General features: G+C 70.4%; 18 protein-coding genes. 9 read left to right on the forward strand and 9 right to left on the reverse strand.

Going from position 1 to position 19,850, the window contains the following annotated elements; translation table 11 throughout:
- Positions 1–7: 7 nt before the first annotated feature.
- Positions 8–325 carry a hypothetical protein gene (locus ACIRSS_RS20185; protein ID WP_400896854.1) on the reverse strand — a complete coding sequence of 106 codons (318 nt, stop codon included), beginning with the start codon at positions 323–325 and terminating at the stop codon, positions 8–10.
- 178 nt (positions 326–503) lie between these two features.
- On the opposite strand from ACIRSS_RS20185, the gene ACIRSS_RS20190 reads away from it, so the two are divergent.
- Positions 504–2,405: a protein kinase gene (locus tag ACIRSS_RS20190; protein ID WP_400896856.1), complete on the forward strand. Its 1,902-nt coding sequence runs from the start codon at positions 504–506 to the stop codon at positions 2,403–2,405.
- Between the two features lies 1 nt (position 2,406).
- Here the strand turns inward: ACIRSS_RS20190 and ACIRSS_RS20195 are convergent, their stop codons facing one another.
- The 5 genes from ACIRSS_RS20195 to purD form a co-directional block, all read right to left on the reverse strand.
- On the reverse strand, positions 2,407–3,165 hold the full coding sequence (locus tag ACIRSS_RS20195) for an ESX secretion-associated protein EspG (protein WP_400896858.1): 759 nt from the start codon (positions 3,163–3,165) through the stop codon (positions 2,407–2,409).
- Positions 3,166–3,167: 2 nt separating this feature from the next.
- Positions 3,168–4,742 (reverse strand): hypothetical protein, encoded by a 1,575-nt coding sequence (locus ACIRSS_RS20200; RefSeq protein WP_400896860.1) that lies wholly within the window; start codon positions 4,740–4,742, stop codon positions 3,168–3,170.
- Positions 4,743–4,751: 9 nt separating this feature from the next.
- Positions 4,752–5,369, reverse strand: coding sequence for a DUF3558 domain-containing protein (locus tag ACIRSS_RS20205; RefSeq protein ID WP_400896862.1), 618 nt, complete (start codon positions 5,367–5,369; stop codon positions 4,752–4,754).
- Entirely contained in the window at positions 5,344–5,724 is a 381-nt protein-coding gene (locus ACIRSS_RS20210) for a hypothetical protein (protein ID WP_400896864.1), read from the reverse strand. The genes ACIRSS_RS20205 and ACIRSS_RS20210 overlap by 26 nt, the downstream gene beginning before the upstream one ends.
- Before the next feature lie 124 nt (positions 5,725–5,848).
- Positions 5,849–7,123, reverse strand: a complete 1,275-nt coding sequence (gene purD, locus ACIRSS_RS20215) for a phosphoribosylamine--glycine ligase (RefSeq protein WP_400896866.1) — start codon at positions 7,121–7,123, stop codon at positions 5,849–5,851.
- Positions 7,124–7,615: 492 nt separating this feature from the next.
- On the opposite strand from purD, the gene ACIRSS_RS20220 reads away from it, so the two are divergent.
- From ACIRSS_RS20220 to ACIRSS_RS20230, 3 genes are all read left to right on the forward strand, one after another.
- Positions 7,616–8,755 carry a glycerophosphodiester phosphodiesterase gene (locus ACIRSS_RS20220; RefSeq protein ID WP_400896868.1) on the forward strand — a complete coding sequence of 380 codons (1,140 nt, stop codon included), beginning with the start codon at positions 7,616–7,618 and terminating at the stop codon, positions 8,753–8,755.
- A gap of 42 nt (positions 8,756–8,797) precedes the next feature.
- Positions 8,798–9,736, forward strand: a complete 939-nt coding sequence (locus ACIRSS_RS20225) for a serine hydrolase domain-containing protein (protein WP_400896870.1) — start codon at positions 8,798–8,800, stop codon at positions 9,734–9,736.
- 70 nt (positions 9,737–9,806) lie between these two features.
- Positions 9,807–11,351, forward strand: a complete 1,545-nt coding sequence (locus ACIRSS_RS20230; RefSeq protein WP_400896872.1) for an amino acid permease — start codon at positions 9,807–9,809, stop codon at positions 11,349–11,351.
- 166 nt (positions 11,352–11,517) lie between these two features.
- Here the strand turns inward: ACIRSS_RS20230 and ACIRSS_RS20235 are convergent, their stop codons facing one another.
- Entirely contained in the window at positions 11,518–12,783 is a 1,266-nt protein-coding gene (locus tag ACIRSS_RS20235) for an MFS transporter (RefSeq protein ID WP_400896874.1), read from the reverse strand.
- Positions 12,784–12,930: 147 nt separating this feature from the next.
- On the opposite strand from ACIRSS_RS20235, the gene ACIRSS_RS20240 reads away from it, so the two are divergent.
- Complete coding sequence (locus ACIRSS_RS20240; protein WP_400896876.1) at positions 12,931–14,565, forward strand: Na+/H+ antiporter; 1,635 nt, start codon at positions 12,931–12,933, stop codon at positions 14,563–14,565.
- Here ACIRSS_RS20240 and ACIRSS_RS20245 read toward each other — a convergent pair.
- The gene (locus ACIRSS_RS20245) at positions 14,546–15,451 is read right to left on the reverse strand and encodes a TIGR03564 family F420-dependent LLM class oxidoreductase (protein ID WP_400896878.1); all 906 of its coding nucleotides are present in this window, start codon (positions 15,449–15,451) and stop codon (positions 14,546–14,548) included. The genes ACIRSS_RS20240 and ACIRSS_RS20245 overlap by 20 nt on opposite strands.
- Positions 15,452–15,579: 128 nt before the next feature.
- Between ACIRSS_RS20245 and ACIRSS_RS20250 the strand changes: the two genes are divergently transcribed.
- On the forward strand, positions 15,580–16,077 hold the full coding sequence (locus ACIRSS_RS20250; RefSeq protein ID WP_400896880.1) for an OsmC family protein: 498 nt from the start codon (positions 15,580–15,582) through the stop codon (positions 16,075–16,077).
- On the opposite strand, the gene ACIRSS_RS20255 is transcribed toward ACIRSS_RS20250, so the two are convergent.
- Positions 16,074–17,360, reverse strand: coding sequence for an adenylosuccinate synthase (locus ACIRSS_RS20255; protein ID WP_400896882.1), 1,287 nt, complete (start codon positions 17,358–17,360; stop codon positions 16,074–16,076). The genes ACIRSS_RS20250 and ACIRSS_RS20255 overlap by 4 nt on opposite strands.
- 76 nt (positions 17,361–17,436) lie before the next feature.
- On the opposite strand from ACIRSS_RS20255, the gene ACIRSS_RS20260 reads away from it, so the two are divergent.
- The 3 genes from ACIRSS_RS20260 (at position 17,437) to ACIRSS_RS20270 (ending at position 19,805) form a co-directional block, all read left to right on the forward strand.
- Positions 17,437–18,120 carry a hypothetical protein gene (locus ACIRSS_RS20260; protein WP_400896884.1) on the forward strand — a complete coding sequence of 228 codons (684 nt, stop codon included), beginning with the start codon at positions 17,437–17,439 and terminating at the stop codon, positions 18,118–18,120.
- Between the two features lie 226 nt (positions 18,121–18,346).
- Positions 18,347–18,877, forward strand: a complete 531-nt coding sequence (locus tag ACIRSS_RS20265) for a hypothetical protein (RefSeq protein ID WP_400896886.1) — start codon at positions 18,347–18,349, stop codon at positions 18,875–18,877.
- A gap of 325 nt (positions 18,878–19,202) precedes the next feature.
- Complete coding sequence (locus ACIRSS_RS20270; protein ID WP_400897578.1) at positions 19,203–19,805, forward strand: HNH endonuclease family protein; 603 nt, start codon at positions 19,203–19,205, stop codon at positions 19,803–19,805.
- Positions 19,806–19,850 lie beyond the last annotated feature (45 nt).

The following is a 19,850-nucleotide window of genomic DNA, read 5'->3' on the forward strand; positions in this document are numbered from 1 at the left end:
CGTGCGCTCACTGGTTCCCGTGCTCGTGCAGCTTGAGGTCGCTCGCCCCGACCTGGTCGGTTTCCGCGATCAGCCCGGCGGCCTTCTTCAACACGAAACTGGTCGCCTCCATCAGCTTCCCGGCCGCGTCGAATTCGGAGTGCACGCCCTGCTTGAAATGACCGACCGCGCCGTGGACGTCCTGGGAGCCGCCCATCGTCCCGAACGGGCTTTCCTTCTCGTCGTCGACCCCGGTCAGGTGCTTCTTCGACTTCTCGAACTCGTCTTTGAGCTTCTCGACGTGACGGGCCGCGATGGCCATCGAGTCCGGGTCGTAGACAGGCACGGTTCGTCATCCCCTTCGGAAACTTGTCTCCGCCCGATCTGACGTCGTCATGACCCGGACGGTTCCCGCGCTTACTTTATGACTTCGCCCCGGCGGCGCGTGCGGATCTCCGCCAACTTCCACCCCAGCGGGCGCCGGACCCGCTTTGTAGCATGGCCGGCGGGGAGGAAAACCGATCATGAAACCACTGAACCCGGACGAACCGCGACATGTCGGACGCTATCGCCTGGTGGCGGCACTCGGCGAAGGCGGAATGGGCCGGGTCCTGCTCGGAGTGTCACCGGACGGCCGCCTCGTGGCGGTCAAGCGGGTGCACCCGGGCTTCGCGCACGACTACGGGTTCCGGTCCCGGTTCCGCCGGGAGGTGCAGATCTCGCGGATGGTCTCCGGCGCCTACACCGCGGCGGTGATGGACGCCGACCCGGACGCGGCGACGCCGTGGCTGGCCTCGGTGTTCGTCGCGGGCCCGTCGCTGAAGGAGGCCGTCGAAGCGGCGGGCCCGCTGCCGCCGGCGTCCGTGCGGATCCTCGCGGCCGGGTTGGCGTCGGCGCTCACCGACATCCACCGGGCCGGGCTGATCCACCGCGACCTCAAGCCGAGCAACGTCCTGCTCACCGACGACGGCGCCCGGGTGATCGACTTCGGCATCGCCCGCGCGGCCGAGGGCGGCTCGGACCTGACCCACACCGGTTCGATCATCGGATCGCCCGGCTTCATGTCCCCCGAACAGGCCGACGGGCGAGCCGTCACCCCGGCGAGCGACGTCTTTTCGCTGGGCGCGCTCCTCGTCATCGCCGCCACAGGACGGGCCCCGTTCGGTGGCGGGTCGACCCCGCAGGTGCTCTACAACGTCGTCCACGGCCGGCCGGACCTCGGACCGCTCTCGCCGGAACTGCGTCGCCTGGTGGAACCGTGCCTGGCGAAGGACCCGGCGGCGCGGCCGACGCCGGCGCGGATCCTCGACTTCCTCGGGCCGGTCCCGCCGGGGGTGACACCGTGGCCCCTGGCGGTCCACGCTCTGATCAGTGCCCAGAAGGCGCAGGTCAGCCAGGCTCTGTCGCTGCCGCCCGAGCCTTCGACCGCGACGCCGTCCCCGCCCGTGAAGCGCCGGCGAACGGCCTGGATCGCCGCGGCGCTCGCGGCCGTGGTCGCGGTCGTCGCGGCGACGATCGTGGTTACGCAGCTCAACGGCGGGAACAGCGAACCCGGCGCGACGCCGGCGCCCGGTGTCAGTCATCAACGGCCGGCCCCGTTCACCGCGGAGGACCTCCGCGAGATCGACCCCTGCAAGCTCCTCGCCCGCGACTCGCTCCCCGCTACCGGACCGGTCAAGCCGACCGGCGGGAAACGCGTCTACTTCGAGCGGTGCGACCTGGACACCTCAGGCGGTCCGGACGAGACAGCCAGCACGAACCTGCTCATCAACCTGTACGACAAGGCCTGGGCGCGGACGAACACCCCGATCACCATCGGCGGTCTCAGCGGCTTCAAGAAGGTCGACGGCACCCAGTGCGTAGTGGCGATCGAGAGCCCCTACAGCCAGGGCTTCGCGATAACGGCCGCGTCAGGCCGGGCGGCCGGGGACCCGTGCGCGACCCCCACCGAAGCCATGGGTGTGATCATCAGCCAGATCCGGTACGGCACCGACGCGCGGTACCCGGTGACCCCGGGCTCAGCCCTGTCCCTGGACCTGTGCGCCGCAACCGAATCGCCCCCGGTCCCGCGGGGCACTCCGAACGAATTCAGCTTTTCCCTCGAAGGCCTGCACCGGTGCTTGTGGTCCGGTCAGAAGGATCTCGGCGTGTATTCCGTCGACCTCCTGTCCGCGCCGAGCGACCCGGGGAAAGCCGAAGAACGCGAACTGAACGGGACGACAGTTTCGGAGGAAGTCGTACCCAATCAGTACTACCCACCATCCTGCCGGATCACCTGGACGCACCGCCGGATCGACGAGTCGAACACCGAAAACGTGCAAATCACCTACGACAACTTCGACAAGAAGCTGAGCGACCAAGAACTGTGCGCCAACGCCGAGCGGTACGCGGAGCAGGTCCTCGCCAAGTTGCCGGCCGGCAACTAGCTCAGGCCTCCGCCACCAGCTCGCGGATCCGGGTCGCCAGCAGGGCGTTGTCGGCCGGGGTCACGGTTGCCCACTCGCGGCCTTCGCGGTCGGACACCACCTGGAACAAGTACCGGCCCGCGTCCGTGTCGAAGAACGCCACCACGCGGCCCGCGCGGTGGACCACGCCGTCGCGGCCTACCCGTTCCGCGCCGAACTGGCCGCGGGCCTCCTGGCCCAGCAGCATCCCCGACAGCTCCTGGGCGTGGAACAGCTCCACACCCCGGTCCTCCAACGCCGTGACCAGCGCTTTCGCGTCGCCCTTCGCGGCCGAGTCGGCCGATCGGAGGACGTCGTACGGGATGCTCACCGTCTGGCCGACGCCCGGGCCGAGGTCGCCCGCCACCGAGACCGCCGTCTCCGCGAGGCCGTCCTCGGTCGCCGGGATCAGCCAGACCTCGCCGTGGTCCACCACCGCGAGGACCGCCTGGCCGCGGGCGCTCACCGCGCGGCCGCGGATCTCGCGCTCGGCCCACACCCAGACGTCGATGCCGTACTGCGGGCGGGCCAGCAGGTGCAGCTGGTCGGCCACCTCGCCGGTCACCCGGCGGTTGCGGGCCAGGCGCCGCTCGCTCAGCGACGCCCACGCCGCGTCCACCAGCTCCCGCCGTTCGGCGTGGGTGGTTCCCTCGCTCGGCACGTCCAGCGCGACGTGGCGGCGGGGCAGTCCGAGCGACTCCCAGAGCACGTCGAACTCGTGCGCGGACAGCACCAGCGACACGGTCAGCGCCCGTCCTCGCCGTGGTCGCCGAGCACGTCGGGCGAGACCATCCGCTGGTCGGCGAACAGGTCCTGGTCGTCGACGCCGTAGCGGCGGACGTGCTCGGCGTCGTCCTCGTGCGGGGCCGCCTCGGCGAGGAACTTCGCCTCGCCGGGCTTCTGCTTCGGGCTGATCTGCTCCGACTTCCGCAGCGCGGCGGCCTCCTCCTCGGGCAGCTCGCCGACCGGCAGCGGCCGCACCGGACCCTTCGCCGGGCCCTTCTCGCGCCGCTGGCGCTCCTTGTCGCCGCTCAGCGCGCCGCCCGCGGCACCCGCGCCGATCGCCGCCGCGCCCGCGCCGATCTCGCCGGGGGTCGCGCCGGGCTTGACCACGAACCCGCGTTCGGCGGTGAACTGGCCGGGCTGCAACGGCGCCTGCGGCATCGAACCGACCGTGCGGCCCTTGGCCAGCAGCCCGTCCGGGCCGCGGCCCGCCGAGCTGTCGAGGCCGCCTCCGCCGCCGGACGCGCCCCCGCCGCCGAGCGACTTGATGGGCGCCGTCGCCGGCGACGAGCCGGGCGGCAGCGCGCCGGGCGCGCCCGGCGGGACGAACTGCTCGCCGCCGGCTCCGACCGAGAGGCCGGGCGAGAAGTGGGTGGCGTCGCCGGACGCCGTGCCGCGGCCCGGGGCGTTGACCCAGCCGGGCGCGGGCGTCGACGCCGGCGGCCTGACGCCCGCCGGGGTCGTCGCCGACGAGGGCGTCGTGTGCTGGGCGGCGGCCGGCGCGGTCACCGACCCGGTCTGGCGCGGCGGCTGCGGGGCGGGCCGGGCCGGCTGCTGCGCCGCGACGCCGTAAACCGGGGTCGGCGGGTCGGCGTGGACCGTGTGCGACACCGGCTGCACCACCGGCGGGTCGACGTGCACCGAGCGGACCTTGTCCGAAGCGGGCTTCACGCCGCCGTCCGGCGTCACCGCGACGGCGGCACCCGCGACGTCCAGCACGCCCGGCGCGATCCCGGGGGCGGCCAGCTTCAGCGACTCGGGGTCGGACAGCGACTGCGTCGAGAGCAGGTTCGTGCCGCTTTCCTGCGCGTATTCGTTGAGCGCCTGCTTCGCCTGCTCCTTGGCGTTGTTCGCGGCCTCGACCTGACGCGCGTGGTCGGTCTCGAAGCCGATCAGGGACAGCAGCAAGCCGTCGGTGAGCGTGTAGCCGCCCGCGCCCTTCCGGACGGTTTCGGCGTCCGGCAGCTTGTACTTGGTGCGGTTGAAGGACTCGCCCTGCTCGAACACCATTTCGGCGGCGTGCGCGACCTTCGTCGTGGCGTCCTGGGAGAACCCGGCCTGCTCGGTGAGCACCTGGCTCGCCGCGCCGCCCGCCTGGCTCTGCCACTCGACGCCGAGCTTCAGCAGCTGCGCGCGCAGCGTCTGGTCGGTGTGGGCGAGCGCGGTCGCGACGGCCTTCAGCGCGTCGACGGCCGTGCCGATGCTGCCGGTGCCGTCGCCGTTGACCATCCGCGTGATCTGGTCGGCGATCGCGGTGTTGGTCCAGCCGTCGAACCGGTGGTTCTGGATGCCGGCCGCGAGCTCGGAGAATTCCACGCGCTCTCCCTAGTTGCGTGCTTTCAAGGTCTGCACCGCGATGTCGGCGGCGTGCACCGCCATCTCGCACAGTTGCGGCTGCGTGAGCTTGCCGCGGGTGATGGCGAAGGTCTGGACGGCCAACGTCTGGCCCCGCGCGACGCCGACGAGCGCCTCGCAGTCGGCGGGGTCGCCCGCCGCGCGGTAGTTCGTCAGCGCCGGGTAGCCGGCGATCGTCTTCGGCTCGGTGGTCATGCTGTTCTTCTTGCGGGCCCCGGTGATCCACTCGCCGAGGTCCGCCGTCACGGCCCGGACGTGGTAGGCGTGCACCGGCTCGGCGCCGTCGGCGTCGAACACGCACGTCGGCCCGTCCGCCGACGGGCCCTCGCGGGGAGTGCTGGTGATCTTCAGCGCGTCGAGCTGCACCTGCGGGAAGACCTCGCACAGGTTGACGCCCTGCAGCGGCAGGTCGGCCGGGCGCTGCGGCAGCTGGGCCGCCTTGGCGCTCTGCGACGCCGCGGTCGCGGCCGTCTCGACCGGGTACGGGGTGCCTTCGGTGCCCGCCGAGCAGCCGGCGAGCGCCGCCGTCGCGAGCACGCCCCCGGTGATCTTCAGCGTCCGGCTACGCACCGTGCTTCGCGCGGTCACCGAACACCGCCGCCTTCTCCTCGTCGCTGACCTTGTAGTCCTTCGCGGCGTCACGCAGCTGCGAGACCAGGCGCTTCAGACCGGCGACGTACTCGCGGACCTGGCCCGCGTAGGAACGGTCGCCGTCGGCGATGAGGGCGTTCCAGGCCTCGATGGACTGGGTGCTGATCACATCGGCCGACGGCGCGTCGATCCGCAGCAGGCCGAGCTTGGTCAGCAGCTGGTCTTCGAGGGCGTTGGCCTGCTCTTCGACGATCCGGGCGACGTCGAGCAGCTTGTCCGGGTGGACCAGGACGTCCGCGGCGGCCGGGGCCACGGGGACGGCCGGGCTGAGGTCGTACGAGGGTCCTGACATGCTCTCCCCTGACGTCATGCGGACAGTGACCGGCCGACTCCTCGTCGAGGCTACCAACCCAGGTGTAGCAGCAGCCTGAAGTCGGACGAAGATCAAGCCCCGCCGGTTCCCCCGGTCCGGGAAATCAGGCGCGCTGCTTCGCCGTCGGGGCGCCGACCTCGCCGTTCGCCGCCTTGAGGGCGATGTCCGTGCGGTGGTGCGAGCCCGCGAGGTGGATCTTCTCGACGGTCTCGTACGCGTGCTTGCGCGCCGACTTGAGCGTCTTGCCGGTGCCGACGACCGACAGCACGCGGCCGCCGGAGGAGACGACGGCGCCGTCGTCGCGACGGCGGGTGCCGGCGTGCAGCACGCCCTCCAGCTCGGCGCCGCCGATGACGTCGCCGGTGCGGGGCTTGCCCGGGTAGCCGTCGGCGGCGATCACGACGGTGACCGCGGCGCCGTTCGCCCACTCCAGGGGTGGGTGCTCGGCGAGCTTGCCGGTGGCGGTGGCGTGCATCAGCCCGGCGATCGGGGACCGCAGGAGGGCCAGCACGACCTGCGTCTCCGGGTCGCCGAAGCGGCAGTTGAACTCGATGACCTGCGGGCCTTCCGACGTCAGCGCGAGCCCGGCGTAGAGCAGGCCGGAGAACGGCGCCCCGCGCTCGACGAGCTCGTCGGCGACCGGCTGGACGACCCGCTCGACCAGCTCGTCGACCAGGTTTTCGGGCGCCCAGGGCAGCGGCGCGTACGCGCCCATGCCGCCGGTGTTCGGGCCGGCGTCGTCGTCGCCGACGCGCTTGAAGTCCTGCGCGGGCAGGAGCGGAACGACGGTGTTGCCGTCGACGAAGCAGAACAGCGAGGCCTCCGGACCGTCCAAAAAGGACTCCAGGAGGACCGGGTGGCCGCCGTCGAGCAGCATGATGGCGTGCTTGCGCGCGACGTCGTAGTCGGTCGTGACGACGACGCCCTTGCCGGCGGCGAGGCCGTCGTCCTTGACCACCCAGGTCGGGCCGAAGCGGGCGAGCGCGGCGTCGAGGCGGGCCGGGTTGTCGACCACCTCGCTGCGCGCGGTCGGCACGTTCGCGGCGGCCATGACGTCCTTCGCGAACGCCTTCGAGCCTTCGATGCGGGCGGCGGCGGCCGAGGGCCCGAAGCAGGCGATGCCCGCCTTGCGGACGGCGTCGGCGACCCCGGCGACGAGCGGCACCTCCGGCCCGACGACGACGAGGTCGGCCTGCCAGCTCTTCGCGAGCGCGGCGACCGCCTCGGGATCGGCCGCTTCGACGCCGAGCTGCTCGGCCACGGCGGCGGTCCCGGCGTTGCCGGGCGCGCAGGCCAGGGCGGTGACCGCGGGGTCACCAGAGGCCGCGAGGACGAGGGCATGCTCACGAGCGCCGGAGCCGATTACCAGTACGCGCACGCAGCACAGCGTATCCGGCCGGGTTCGCGCCGGACATTTCGCCGTCGGTCGGCACGGCGGGTGAGGGCCGTCCCGCCGAGGGTGACGGGTCCCGGGTGGGTCGTGCTGAATCGACGCAACGTCGCAAGGGGAACCGGAGTTCACGGGTCTTGGCGGGCCGCCGAGCGGGGTGGCTGGACTGCCTCGGTGGCCGGCGGGCAGGTGTGCGGGGGCCGGGGCAGCAGTACCCGCGGGCCGGTCGGCCGAAGCGCGATGGCCCGAGCGGTCCGCCCCGCCGACTCCGGCCCACGCCACCGCGAACCGCCGGGCACCCCGCCCGCAGGTGCGCCGCCGAGCCGGTCCGGTCCCGCCGTGCGTCGGGCCACACCTGCGTGAACAGGAGTCCACGCGGCGTTCACCGTCCGGTTCGCCCGGATACGCACTTCGGACGCTTGCGACATCGAGGGTGGCGCGGGTAGTCAGGGTCAACCCTGTGTGAAAAGAGGTCACCAGATGAAGCGCAAACGTGTCGGCGTCCTGGCACTCGCCGGACTGGCGTTGCTGAGCGTCACCGGACTGGCCGTCGGGTCGGCGAGCGCGTCGGAAAGCGGGGGGTCCGCCGATGCGGCCGCGTACGGTCGGGGCCACGATGACCCCGTGATCGTCGGACACCGCGGTGCCCCCGGCTACCGGCCGGAGCACACCCTCGCCTCCTACGAGCTGGCCTTCCGGATGGGCGTCGGCTACGTGGACGTCGACCTCGTGCCCACCAAGGACGGCCAGCTCGTCGCCCGGCACGAGCCGGAGATCGGCGGCACCACCGACGTCGCCAAGCACCCCGAGTTCGCGAACCGCAAGAAGACGCTCGTCATCGACGGCGTCTCGACCACCGGCTGGTTCACCCAGGACTTCACGCTCGCCGAGCTGAAGACCCTGCGCGCGGTCGAGCGGATCCCGGCGAACCGCCCGCACAACACGCTGTACAACGGCCGGTACCAGATCGCCACCTTCCAGGAGGTGCTCGACCTGATCAAGCGGCTCGGCAGGGAGCTGCACCGGACGCTCGGCACGTACCCCGAGGTCAAGCACTCGACGTTCTTCTCCTCGATCGGCAACCCGACCGAGCCGAAGCTGGTCGCGCTCCTCAAGCGCAACGGCCTCGACCGGCCGGACGCGCCGGCGATCATCCAGTCGTTCGAGGTCTCGAACCTGATCGACCTGCACAAGCAGGTCCGGACGCCGCTGCTGCAGCTGACGTCGGCCACCGGCGCCCCGGCGGACTTCGTCGCGAAGGGCGACAAGCGGACGTACGCGGACCTCGTCACGCCGCAGGGGCTGCGCGAAGTCGCGAAGTACGCGAAGTACCTCGGGCCGGACAAGGCGCAGGTCATCCCGCGGGACAAGAACGACAACCTGGGCACGCCGACCGCGCTCGTCGCCGACGCGCACAAGGCGGGCCTTCAGGTCCAGCCGTACACGTTCCGGAACGAAAACCCGTTCCTGCCGGCGAACCTGCGCTCGTCGGCCGAGCCGGACGCCTACGGCGACGTCTTCACCGAGGAGGCCGCGTTCCTCAAGGCCGGCGTCGACGGCTTCTTCGCCGACCAGCCCGACACCGCCCTCGAGTCGCTACACGCGTTCTTGGGCCGGTAAAACCGCTTTGCCGGGAAGGGCACCCTCCTGGACGCTGTGTCCATGAGGGTGCCCTTCACGGCGTTCGACGGCTTTTCCGGCGTGATCCTGGTGACCCGCGGCGAAGAGACCCTCGTCGCGCAGGCCCACGGGCACGCGCACAGCGGCTACGGCGTCGAGAACACCGTCGAGACGCGGTTCGCGATCGCCAGCGGTACCAAGGGGTTCACGGCGCTGGTCGTCGTCGGGCTGGTCGCCGAGGGGCGCCTCGAACTCTCGACGAGAGCGCGTGACGTCCTCGGCGACGACCTGCCGCTGATCGACGACCGCGTGACGGTCGAGCACCTGCTGACGCACACCTCCGGCATCGGCGACTACTGCGACGAAGACGAAGACCCGCCGCCCACGCCCCTGCTCGCCACGTCGGCCGACTACCTCGCCGCACTCGAGGGGTACCCGCAGCGATTCCCGCCCGGCGAACGGTTCCACTACAACAACGGCGCCTTCGCCGTCCTCGCCTTGGTCGCCGAACGGATCGCGGGCATACCTTTCGCCGACCTCGTCCGCACGCGCGTCACCGAGCCCGCCGGGATGGCCGACACGGCGTTCCTCCGTTCGGACGCGCTGCCCGCCCGGACGGCCACCGGCTACCTGGAAGACGGCCGCACCAACGTGTTCAGCCTGCCGGTGGTGGGCTTCGGCGACGGCGGGATCTACTCGACCGCGCCGGACTTCCGGAAGTTCTGGCCCGCTCTGTTCGACGGCCGGATCGCGCCGCGCGCGTGGGTCGACCGGATGGTCACCCCGCACGCGGACGGTTACGGGCTCGGCTTCTGGCTGCCGCGCCCGGGTGTGGCACACCTGGACGGCGGCGACCACGGCGTCACGTTCTGGAGTTCGCACGAGCCGGCGGCCGGGCTCACGGCCACCTTGATCTCGAACAACCACCGAGGTGGCGGGCCCCTGCTCAAGCAGCTGGACGAGTATTTGACGAAGGCTTGACACCCTCCGGGACCAGGGCTACCTTCGGCGAATTCAATGGTCTGGCCGCATACCTTTCAAGAGGTGCCCGATGGACGTTTCCGACCAGCAGACCACCCCCGACAACGCCGACGAAGACAGCGCGCGCCTGCACCAGCTGGGGTACGCACAAGAGCTCAAACGGACGATGTCCGCGTTCTCCAACTTCGCCGTCTCGTTCACGATCATCTCGATCCTCTCCGGCTGCCTGACGCTCTACGGCTTCGGTATGAAGACCGGCGGGCCGGCCGCGATGATCTGGGGCTGGCCACTGGTCGGGGTGTTCGTCATCCTGGTCGGCCTGGGCATGGCCGAGGTCTGCTCCAGCTACCCGACCGCGGGCGGGCTCTACTACTGGGCGGCGAAGCTCGCGCCGGACAAGTCCGGCCCGGTGTGGTCGTGGTTCACCGGCTGGTTCAACCTCATCGGGCAGATCGCGGTCACGGCGGGCATCGACTTCGGCGCGGCCCTGTTCCTCAACGCGTTCCTCGACCTGCAGTGGGGCTTCACCGCGACGCCGGGGCACACGATCCTGCTGCTCGCGATCATCCTCGTGGTGCACGGCCTGCTGAACACCTTCGGCGTCCGGATCGTCGCGATCCTCAACAACGTCAGCGTGTGGTGGCACCTCATCGGCGTGCTGGTGATCGTCGGCGTGCTGATCTTCGTGCCGGCCAAGCACCAGGACGCGTCGTTCGTCTTCGGCAGCTTCGTCAACCAGACGGGCTGGGGCTCGACGTTCTACGTCTTCGCGCTCGGCCTGCTGGTCGCGCAGTACACGCTGACCGGGTACGACGCTTCGGCGCACATGACCGAGGAGACGAAGAGCGCGGCGACGGCCGGGCCGCGCGGCATCGTCATGTCGATCGTCGTCTCGCTCGTCGCGGGCTGGATCCTGCTGATCGGCCTGACGTTCGCGATCCAGGACTACGACGGCGCGGTCAACTCGGCGACCGGCGTCCCGCCCGCGCAGATCTTCATCGACGCGACCGGCGCGGTCACCGGCAAGTTCCTGCTGCTGATCTGCATCGGCGCACAGCTGTTCTGCGGCATGGCGTCGGTGACGGCGAACTCGCGGATGATCTACGCGTTCGCCCGCGACGGCGCGATCCCGGGGTCGAAGTTCTGGCACAAGATCAACAAGCGCACGCAGACGCCGACCAACGCCGTGTGGCTCGCGGCCGGCGGCGCGCTGATCCTCGCCCTGCCGTACCTCTGGAGCGCGACGGCCTACGCGGCGGTGACGTCGATCGCGGTCGTGGGGCTGTACGTGGCGTACGTGATCCCGGTGTTCCTGCGCGTCCGCCGCGGCGACGCGTTCGAGCCGGGACCGTGGACGCTCGGCAAGTGGGGCAAGCCGGTCGGCATCATCGCGACGATCTGGGTGGTGCTGATCTTCTTCCTGTTCATGCTGCCGCAGGTGTCGCCGGTGACGGTGGACTCGTTCAACTACACGCCGATCGCGTTCCTGGTCGTGCTCGGCGGCGCGGCCCTGTGGTGGGTGCTTTCGGCCCGCAAGTGGTTCACGGGCCCGAAGGTCCAGGGCTCGGCCGCCGAGCTCGCCGCGGTGGAACAGGAGCTCAAGGAACTCGGCTGACGTCCGGTTTGGAGCCGGTAGCCCGCCCGACCTGATGGACGCGGCTACCGGCCTTCGGACGCAACAGCGAGACCGGGTCTGGCCGCACGGAAAGACGAAAAGCGATGAGGCACTGCATCCGTCCTCGGTGCGGCGGCGTGAGCTGCGGCGTCGTGAGAGGAGACCTTCACGGCCTCAGGGGATCGCGGAGGCGGGATTCCGCGGCCGGAGCGGGTTCGACGTCCGGCGCGCTTTCCGCCACCGGGGTGCGGCGGCCGGGGCGGACCACCGTCACGGCCGCCGCGCCCAGGGCGCCGACACCCGCGAACGCGTAGAAGCCCCACGGGTACGCGATCCCGGCCGTCAGCAGCGCGCCGCCGAGGAGCGGGCCGGAGATCGCGCCGATGCGGCCGATGCCGGCCGACCAGCCGAGGCCGGTCGCGCGGATCGCGTCCGGGTAGATGCGGCCGATGTACGCGTACACCAAAACTTGGGCGCTGAACACGAAGCAGCCGGTCAGGAACACCGCCGCGTACAGCCCCACCGCGGGCAGCTTGACGCTCAGCAGGGCCAGGAACACCGCGCCCGCGCAGAACCACACCACCGCCGACGGGCGGATGCCGACGCGGTCGGCCACGCGCCCGGCGACGAGCAGCCCGGCGATGCCGCCGACGTTCAGCGTCAGCAGCAGGCTCAGCGCCGCGCCGAGCGGGTAGCCGGCCTGGCGCATGATCTCCGGCAGCCAGGTGTTCAGCCCGTACACCAGCAGCAGCCCCATGAACGACGTCACCCAGAACGCGATCGTCGCGCGCAGCAGGCCGCCGCGGAACAGCCCGGCGACGGCGTGCCCGGCCGACCGCTCGGTCTCGCGGACCCGCTGGAACGACTCGGACTCCGGCAGGAACTTCAGCATCAGCGGGATCAGGAAAACCGCGGGAACGGCTCCGGCGACGAACATCGCGCGCCAGCCCAGCGGCGAGATCAGCGCGATGCCCAGCAGCGCCGTCAGCACCGCCCCGACGTGGTAGCCGGTCATCACCGTGGTCGTCGCGCTACCGGACTTGCCTTGGCGCGCGTACTCCGTGACGAGCGTGATCGCCGTCGGCAGGCAGCCGCCGAGGCCCAGGCCGGCGACGAACCGCAGCAGCGCGAAGACGAACGTCGAGGGCGCGAACGCGCACAGCAGCGTGCACAGCGAGAACAGCGCCACGGAGATGATCAGCGACTTCCGGCGGCCGATGACGTCGGTGATGGTGCCGATCGCCAGCCCGCCCAGCATCATCCCGGCCAGCCCGACCGTCGACACGACCGACGCCGTGCCGGGCGTCAGGCCCCAGACGTGGTCGCGCAGCAGCACGGGCAGCACGGTGCCGAGCACGACCAGGTCGAACCCGTCGAGCAGGACGGCGGTCCAGGCCAGGGGCACGACCCAGGAGCGAGTGCCAGGGGACATGAAAACCTCCGGAGTGCGTCGGTGCACGTGATCCGCACAGGTGTGCGGATTGCGCACGAGTATGCACAGGGGGTACGACACAAACCAGGTCACTTCCACTGAGCGGAAGCCGAGCGCAGGGCCTCTACCTGCGGGAAGATCACGCGCGTGGAGATCCTGACGCTGATGGGCGTGCTCGCGGGCTCGCTGGCCCTGACCGCGCTCGCCCGGCGGTACAACCTGTCGGCGCCGCTGCTCGTGGTGGTCGTCGCGCTCGGGGTCGCGCTGATCCCCGGCGTCCCGCGGTTCGAGCTGGAACCCGAGCTGGTGCTCACCGTCGTGCTGCCGCCGCTGCTCTATTCGACGTCGCTGGAAAGCTCGCTGACGCACTTCAAGAACAGCCTGCGACCGATCGTCGCGCTCGGCGTGGTGCTGGTCGCGGTGACCGCGGTGGTCGTCGCCTTCGTCGTGCACCTGCTGCTGCCGGACGTGCCGTTCGCGTCGGCGCTGGTGCTCGGCGCGGTGGTGGCGCCGCCGGACGCGGTGACGGCGGTGGCGATCGGGCGCAAGCTCGGCCTGCCGCGGCGGCTGATGACCGTGCTGACCGGGGAAAGCCTGGTCAACGACGCCGCCGCGCTGACGCTGTACAAGGTCGCGCTCGCCGCGGTCGCGGGCACGGCGGGCTCGGCCGGGCACGGGTTCGCGGTGTTCGGCGTGGCGACCGTGCTCGGCATCGCCGTCGGGCTGGCGATCGGGGCCGCCGTCGCGCTGATCCGGCGGCAGCTCGACGACCCGCTGGTGGAGTCGGCGTTCGGGATCATCGTGCCCTTCGGCGCGTACGTCACCGCGGAGCACCTGCACCCGTTCGGTCCGGAGTTCAGCGGCTCCGGCGTCCTGGCGGTCGTCGCGGCCGGCCTCTACCTGGGGGCGCGCTCGCTGTACGCGTCCCCCGCGACGCGCATGCAGGACAGATCGGTGTGGGCGTCGATCGACCTCCTGCTGGAGGCGCTGGTGTTCGCCCTGATGGGGCTGCAGCTGCCGTTCGTGCTCGACGGCGCCCAGCACGCGGCCCGCGACAACGGGACGCTCGTGCTGGTCGCGGTGGTCGTGCTGCTGGTGACGATGGCCGTGCGGATCCCGGCGGTGTTCGTCTTCGCGTACCTGCCGCGGGCGATGCGGCTGTTCGGCCGCGGGCGCGCGGCCCCGTCGTGGCGGTCGCTGGCGGTGCTGTCGTGGACGGGCATGCGCGGCGTCGTGACGCTGGCCGCGGCGGCCGGTGTCCCGGCCGGCACGCCGGGCCGCGAGGAGATCCAGCTGTTCGCGTTCACCGTGGCGATCGGGACGGTGCTGATCCAGGGGCTGACGCTGCCGCCGCTGATCCGGGTCTTGAAGGTGCAGGACCCGTCGGAGGCGTCGCGCGACGAAGCCGAGGAGCTGGCCGCGCGGGAGGTCGCCAAGAAGGCGGCGCACGAGCGGCTGCGCGAGATCAGCCGCGAGCGGCTGGCGTCGCTGGACCTGCCGCCCGAGAAGGTCGAACAGCTGAAGGAGCGGTTGAAACGGCTCGTCGACACGCGCTACCGGTTCGCCGAAGCCACGATCAAGCTGTCCGGCGAGGACCGCCCCGGCACCCCGCAGGCCCAGTTCGCCAAGGCGCGCAAGGAGCTGCTGATCACCCAGCGCAAGGCGATGATCGACGAGAACCGCGCCGGCCGCCTCGACGACGACGTCCTGCAGAAGGTGCTGCGCGAACTGGACCTCGAGGAGATGTCGGTGACGGCGACCCTCACGAACCGAATGAGCTGATGACCTCCCAGGTCCGTCGGCGTTCCGCGCTCGACCGCATCCCGGTCTGGGAGACGACGACATCGGTGGCGCCGGCGTCGTAGTAGCGCCGCAGGCCTTCGATCACGGTCTTCTCGTCGCCGATGATGGCGAGGTCGGCCGCGTGGTCGACGCCTTCGACGTCGAGGATCCGCCGGTAGGACGGGATCTGGCCGTAGAAACCCATCTGTTCGACGGCTTTCGCGCGGACTTCGTCCGGTTCGTCGGTGACGACGGCGGGCACGGCGGCGATGACCCGCTTGCCGGCCATGGCCGGCACGATCTGCTCGGAAAGCGCTCTCGGGCCGGCGAGGTAGGGCAGGGTGCCGTCGGCGAGCTCGGCGGTGACCTTGAGCGCTTGCGGCCCCATGGCGGCGACGATGATCGGGATGTCCGTGCCGCCGGCCACAGTGGACGGTCCGAGTGGTTTCGCCTGGACGGTCTCGCCCTCGAAGTCGACGGCTTCCCCGGCGAAGACCCGCTTGAGGACGGTGAGGTATTCGCGCAGGTGCCGGATGGGCGGCGGGTACTCGACGCCGTAGACGGAACCGAGGAAGCCCTTCGAGCCGAGCCCGATGCCGAGGGTGAAGTTCCCGTGCGCGGCGGCTTGCGCGGTCTGCGCGGCACTGGCGACGAGCAGGGGGTGCCGCGGATAGATCGGCACGACGGAGGTACCGACTTCGAGTCCGGGGTTTTCGCGCCCGGCCAGCGCGGCGACGGTGATGGCGTCTTGGCTGAGGGGTAGTTGCGAGAACCAGACCGATTTGAGCCCGGCCTCGGCGGCTTGCCGGGTTTGGGCGAGCAGCTCATCGACGAGGTTGGGGGAGGCGTCGGTGTCGCCGGAGGGGAGCGTGACTCCGATGGTCATGACTCCACGCTAGCGAGGCCCGCCACCGGTTTCCGGCTTCCGGCTTCCCAGGAATTGAGAACCCGAGCACGACTCGCCGGATTCGCCCACCCTGTCCTGCATCCCGCTCACGATCTTCAGGAGAGCCCATGTCGCTGACCGACGTCATCGAAGGCACCCGCAAGGCCGTCGACGCCGACCCGCACAACGCCGCCGTTTCCTTCTCCGTCGCCAACGCCCTCAAGCCCGGGACCAAGACCGAGGTCCACGTGAACGTCCGGGACCACAGCTTCACCGTCGACGAGCCGCCCGCGCTCGGGGGCACCGACCAGGCCGCCAACCCCGTCGAGCTCGCGCTCGCCGCCCTCGGCTCCTGCCAGGTCATCACCTACCAGTTCTGGGCGGCGAAGCGCGGCATTCCGCTCGACTCCGTCAAGGTCACCGTCGACGGCGATCTCGACCTGCACGGCTTCTTCGGCTTCTCCTTCAACACGCGCCCCGGCTTCGGGGACGTGCGCGTGTCCGTCGAGCTCGAAGGGCCGGCGAGCCGGGAGCGCTACGAAGACCTCAAGCGCGAGGTCGACGAGCACTGCCCGGTGCTCGACCTCTTCCGCAACGAGACGCCGGTCAGCACCAAGCTGACTTAAACGAACTGGTGCCGGACGATCGTCTGGTCGCGGCCCGGGCCCACGCCGATCGCCGAAATGCGCGCGCCCGACAGCTCTTCCAGGCGCTCGACGTACGCGCGCGCGTTCGCCGGGAGCTCCTCGAACGTGCGGCACGCCGAGATGTCCTCGAACCAGCCCGGGTGCTCCTCGTAGATCGGGATCGCGTGGTGCACGTCGGTCTGGGTCATCGGCATGTCCGGCGTGCGGAAGCCGTCGACCTCGTAGCCGACGCACACCGGCACCTTCTCCAGCCCGGACAGCACGTCCAGCTTGGTGAGGAAGTAGTCGGTGATGCCGTTGACGCGCACCGCGTACCGCGCGATCACCGCGTCGAACCAGCCTGTGCGCCGCGATCGGCCCGTTGTGACGCCGAACTCGCCGCCCTGCTTGCGCAGGTACTCGCCGGACTCGTCGTGCAGCTCGGTCGGGAACGGGCCCGAGCCGACGCGGGTCGTGTACGCCTTGAGGATGCCGAGGACCGTGCCGATCCGGCCCGGGCCGATGCCCGAGCCCGCGCTCGCGCCGCCGGACGTCGGGTTCGACGACGTCACGAACGGGTACGTGCCGTGGTCGACGTCGAGCAGCGTGCCCTGCGATCCCTCCAGCAGCACGGTTTCGCCGCGCTCGAGGGCCTGGTTGAGCTGCAGGCGCGTGTCGGCGATGCGGTGCGCGAACTTCTCGCCCGCGGCCAGCACCTCGTCGGCGACCTCGTTCGCGTCGAGCGCCTTGCGGTTGTAGACCTTCACCAGCACCTGGTTCTTGAACTCCAGCGCGGCTTCGACCTTCTGGCGGAAGATCTTCTCGTCGAGCAGGTCCTGCACGCGGACGCCGACGCGGGCGATCTTGTCCTGGTAGCACGGCCCGATGCCGCGGCCGGTGGTGCCGATCTTGCGGCTGCCGAGGTACCGCTCGGTGACTTTGTCGATGGCCACGTGGTACGGCATGATCAAGTGAGCGTCGGCGGAGATCAGCAGCTTGGACGTGTCGACGTCCCGCGCTTCCAGTCCGGACAGCTCTTCCAGCAGCACACCCGGATCGACCACCACGCCGTTGCCGATGACGTTCGTCACGCCCGGCGTGAGGATGCCCGAAGGGATGAGGTGCAGGGCGAAGTTCTCACCGTTCGGCAGGACGACCGTGTGACCGGCGTTGTTGCCGCCCTGGTAGCGGACGACCCACTGGACGCGGTCACCCATCAGGTCGGTGGCCTTGCCCTTGCCTTCGTCTCCCCATTGGGCACCGATGAGCACGATGGCCGGCATGTGACACTCCAGGTGTTCGACGACTGAGGTTTAGTGTCCCGGACGGACACCGGTGGCGCTGACGAAATGCCGGTGCATGACTGTAACGGAGGACCTGCGGGTGCGCGGAATCGTGGTGGCCTGTGGCGACGGCGCGGCCGGCTTCGAAGAAGTCGACGACGTCGAATCCATCCGCGTGCCCAGCCGTCCCGGCAAGGCGGAAATCGACCCCTTGCTGGGCGAACACGATCACCTGGTCGTGTCGGGCACGGACGCGGACCTCGGCGCGGTCGTCCTGCGCCTCCTGCGCAAGGACGCGCTCTCCGGCGTGTCGGTCGGGTACGTGCCGTCGTCGCCGGATTCGTCGGTCGCCGCGCTCTGGGGGCTGCCGAAGACGCCGCTGCAGGCCGTGGCGCTCGCGCTACGCGGCGAAGTCGACCCGGTGCCGCTGATCCGCGACGACGTCGGCGGCGTGCTCGTCGGGCGCGGCGAGCTGCGGCTGGTCCGCGGGGTGGCCTACGCCGACGAGCAGGTGGCGCTGCGCGGGCCCGCCTCCTCGGTCGAGGTGGCGCCGGACCCGGGCGGTCCCGGCCTGTCGATCCGCGTCGTCAAGGGGACGCTCTTCAAGCGGCCGACGACGTTCTACGCGCGCGCGTTCCAGATCGGCTGCATCCCGACGCGGCCCGTCAGCGACGACGTCGTCCACGAGCGGGCCGTGAACAAGTGGACGTGGTACCGGCACACCGAGGACCTCCGCCTGGTCCGCGGAACTTTCGGATGAAAGTTCGCCGGCCGGGCTGAGGTCCGGCCGATAAGCCCCATACAGCGCAGCCCAGGGCAATTCGACGGCGAATTGCCCTTTTTCACGCTGTTTTTCGCGATGGCGGCAGCGCGCTGCCGCGCGGGTGTCACTCGGCGTTAACCGAGCGTCACCCACAAGTGTTGCTTAGTGCCACTTCCGTGCTTGATGGTTATTCGGTCCCCATCAATGACACGGAGGCGGTCGAATGCCCACAATTCGTGCTCTTTATTGTTCTTTTACCCTGGTCGCGGTCTTGTCCGGCGGCCTCGCCGGCGTGGCCGACGCGACCCCCGCGACGACGCAAGCGACCTGCTCACAGGCCGACTTGCCGCTGCCGGACCCGGCCTGCACGCCCGGCGCGCTGAACCCGGACGTCACGCAGTCGACGATCGGCTCGACCATTTGCGTTTCGGGCTGGACCGCGACCATCCGGCCGTCGACTTCCTACACCAACAAATTGAAGACCCAGGGAATCGCGGACTACGGGTATTCGGACACGAGCCTTTCCGACTACGAAGAAGACCATTTCCTTCCGCTCGAACTGGGTGGCGCGCCGAAGGACCCGAAGAACCTTTGGCCGGAACCACACTCGGGGAGCGAGAACTCCTATTCCAAGGACAGCGTGGAAAACGCGGTGAAGAAGGCCGTGTGCGCGAACCGGGCCACCCTGGCGGCCGCGCAGCACGCCATGCTCACCGACTGGACGACGGCCGAGTCGGTGCTGGGGATCGGCTGACCTGGGCAGACGCGGGCCGGGCGGGTGAGCGACCCGCCCGGCCCGCGGCTCAAGGGAAACACCTACTTTAACGTGAAAGACCTTCAGCGGTCGTCGCCGCGAAACGGGCGGGGTTCAGCTCCGAATTCCCAGCTCACGCCCGAAAACTTGGGTATTCCTGCGACCAGTCGCGACAACGAAGTCACTAGGAGTTAACCCAGTCGCGGCATCATGTCACCTATACGTGTTGCACACGCCACTCCGGTGTATCAGGGTTAGCTGTCCCCACACCTGAACCGGAGGCAGCAAAGTGCCAACCAGGCGTTCTGTTCGTCATTCGTTCACCATTCTCGCGGCCACCGCCGTGCTCTCCGGGACGCTGGTCAGCGTCGCCGAGGCCACCCCGCCGGGCATCCCGTCGGCGACCACGGCGAAGAGCGAGCTCGCGTCCCTGACCGTCAAGGCCGACGGTTCGCAGACCGGCTACAGCCGGGACAAGTTCCCGCACTGGATCGACCAGGGCAACAGCTGCAACACCCGTGAAGTGGTGCTCAAGCGCGACGGCACGAACGTGGTCACCGACTCCAGCTGCGCGGCGACCTCCGGCAGGTGGTTCAGCCCGTACGACGGCGCGACCTGGACCGCCGCGTCCGATGTGGACATCGACCACGTGGTGCCGCTGGCCGACGCGTGGCGCACCGGCGCGTCGTCCTGGACGACCGCGCAGCGCCAGGCGTACGCGAACGACCTCACCGACCCGCAGCTGATCGCCGTGACGGACAACGTCAACCAGGAGAAGGGCGACAAGTCGCCCGACCAGTGGAAGCCGCCGCTCACGAGCTACTGGTGCACCTACGCGAAGATGTGGGTCGCGGTGAAGTACAAGTTCAAGCTGACGATCAACACCGCGGAGAAGTCGGCTCTGACGGACATGCTCGGCCGCTGCTGACCGCTGTCAAGAGCGAATCCGCGCGGTGCCAGGGTTTGGGACCGC

This window comes from Amycolatopsis sp. NPDC101161 (genome assembly GCF_044768185.1).
Classification (GTDB): domain Bacteria; phylum Actinomycetota; class Actinomycetes; order Mycobacteriales; family Pseudonocardiaceae; genus Amycolatopsis.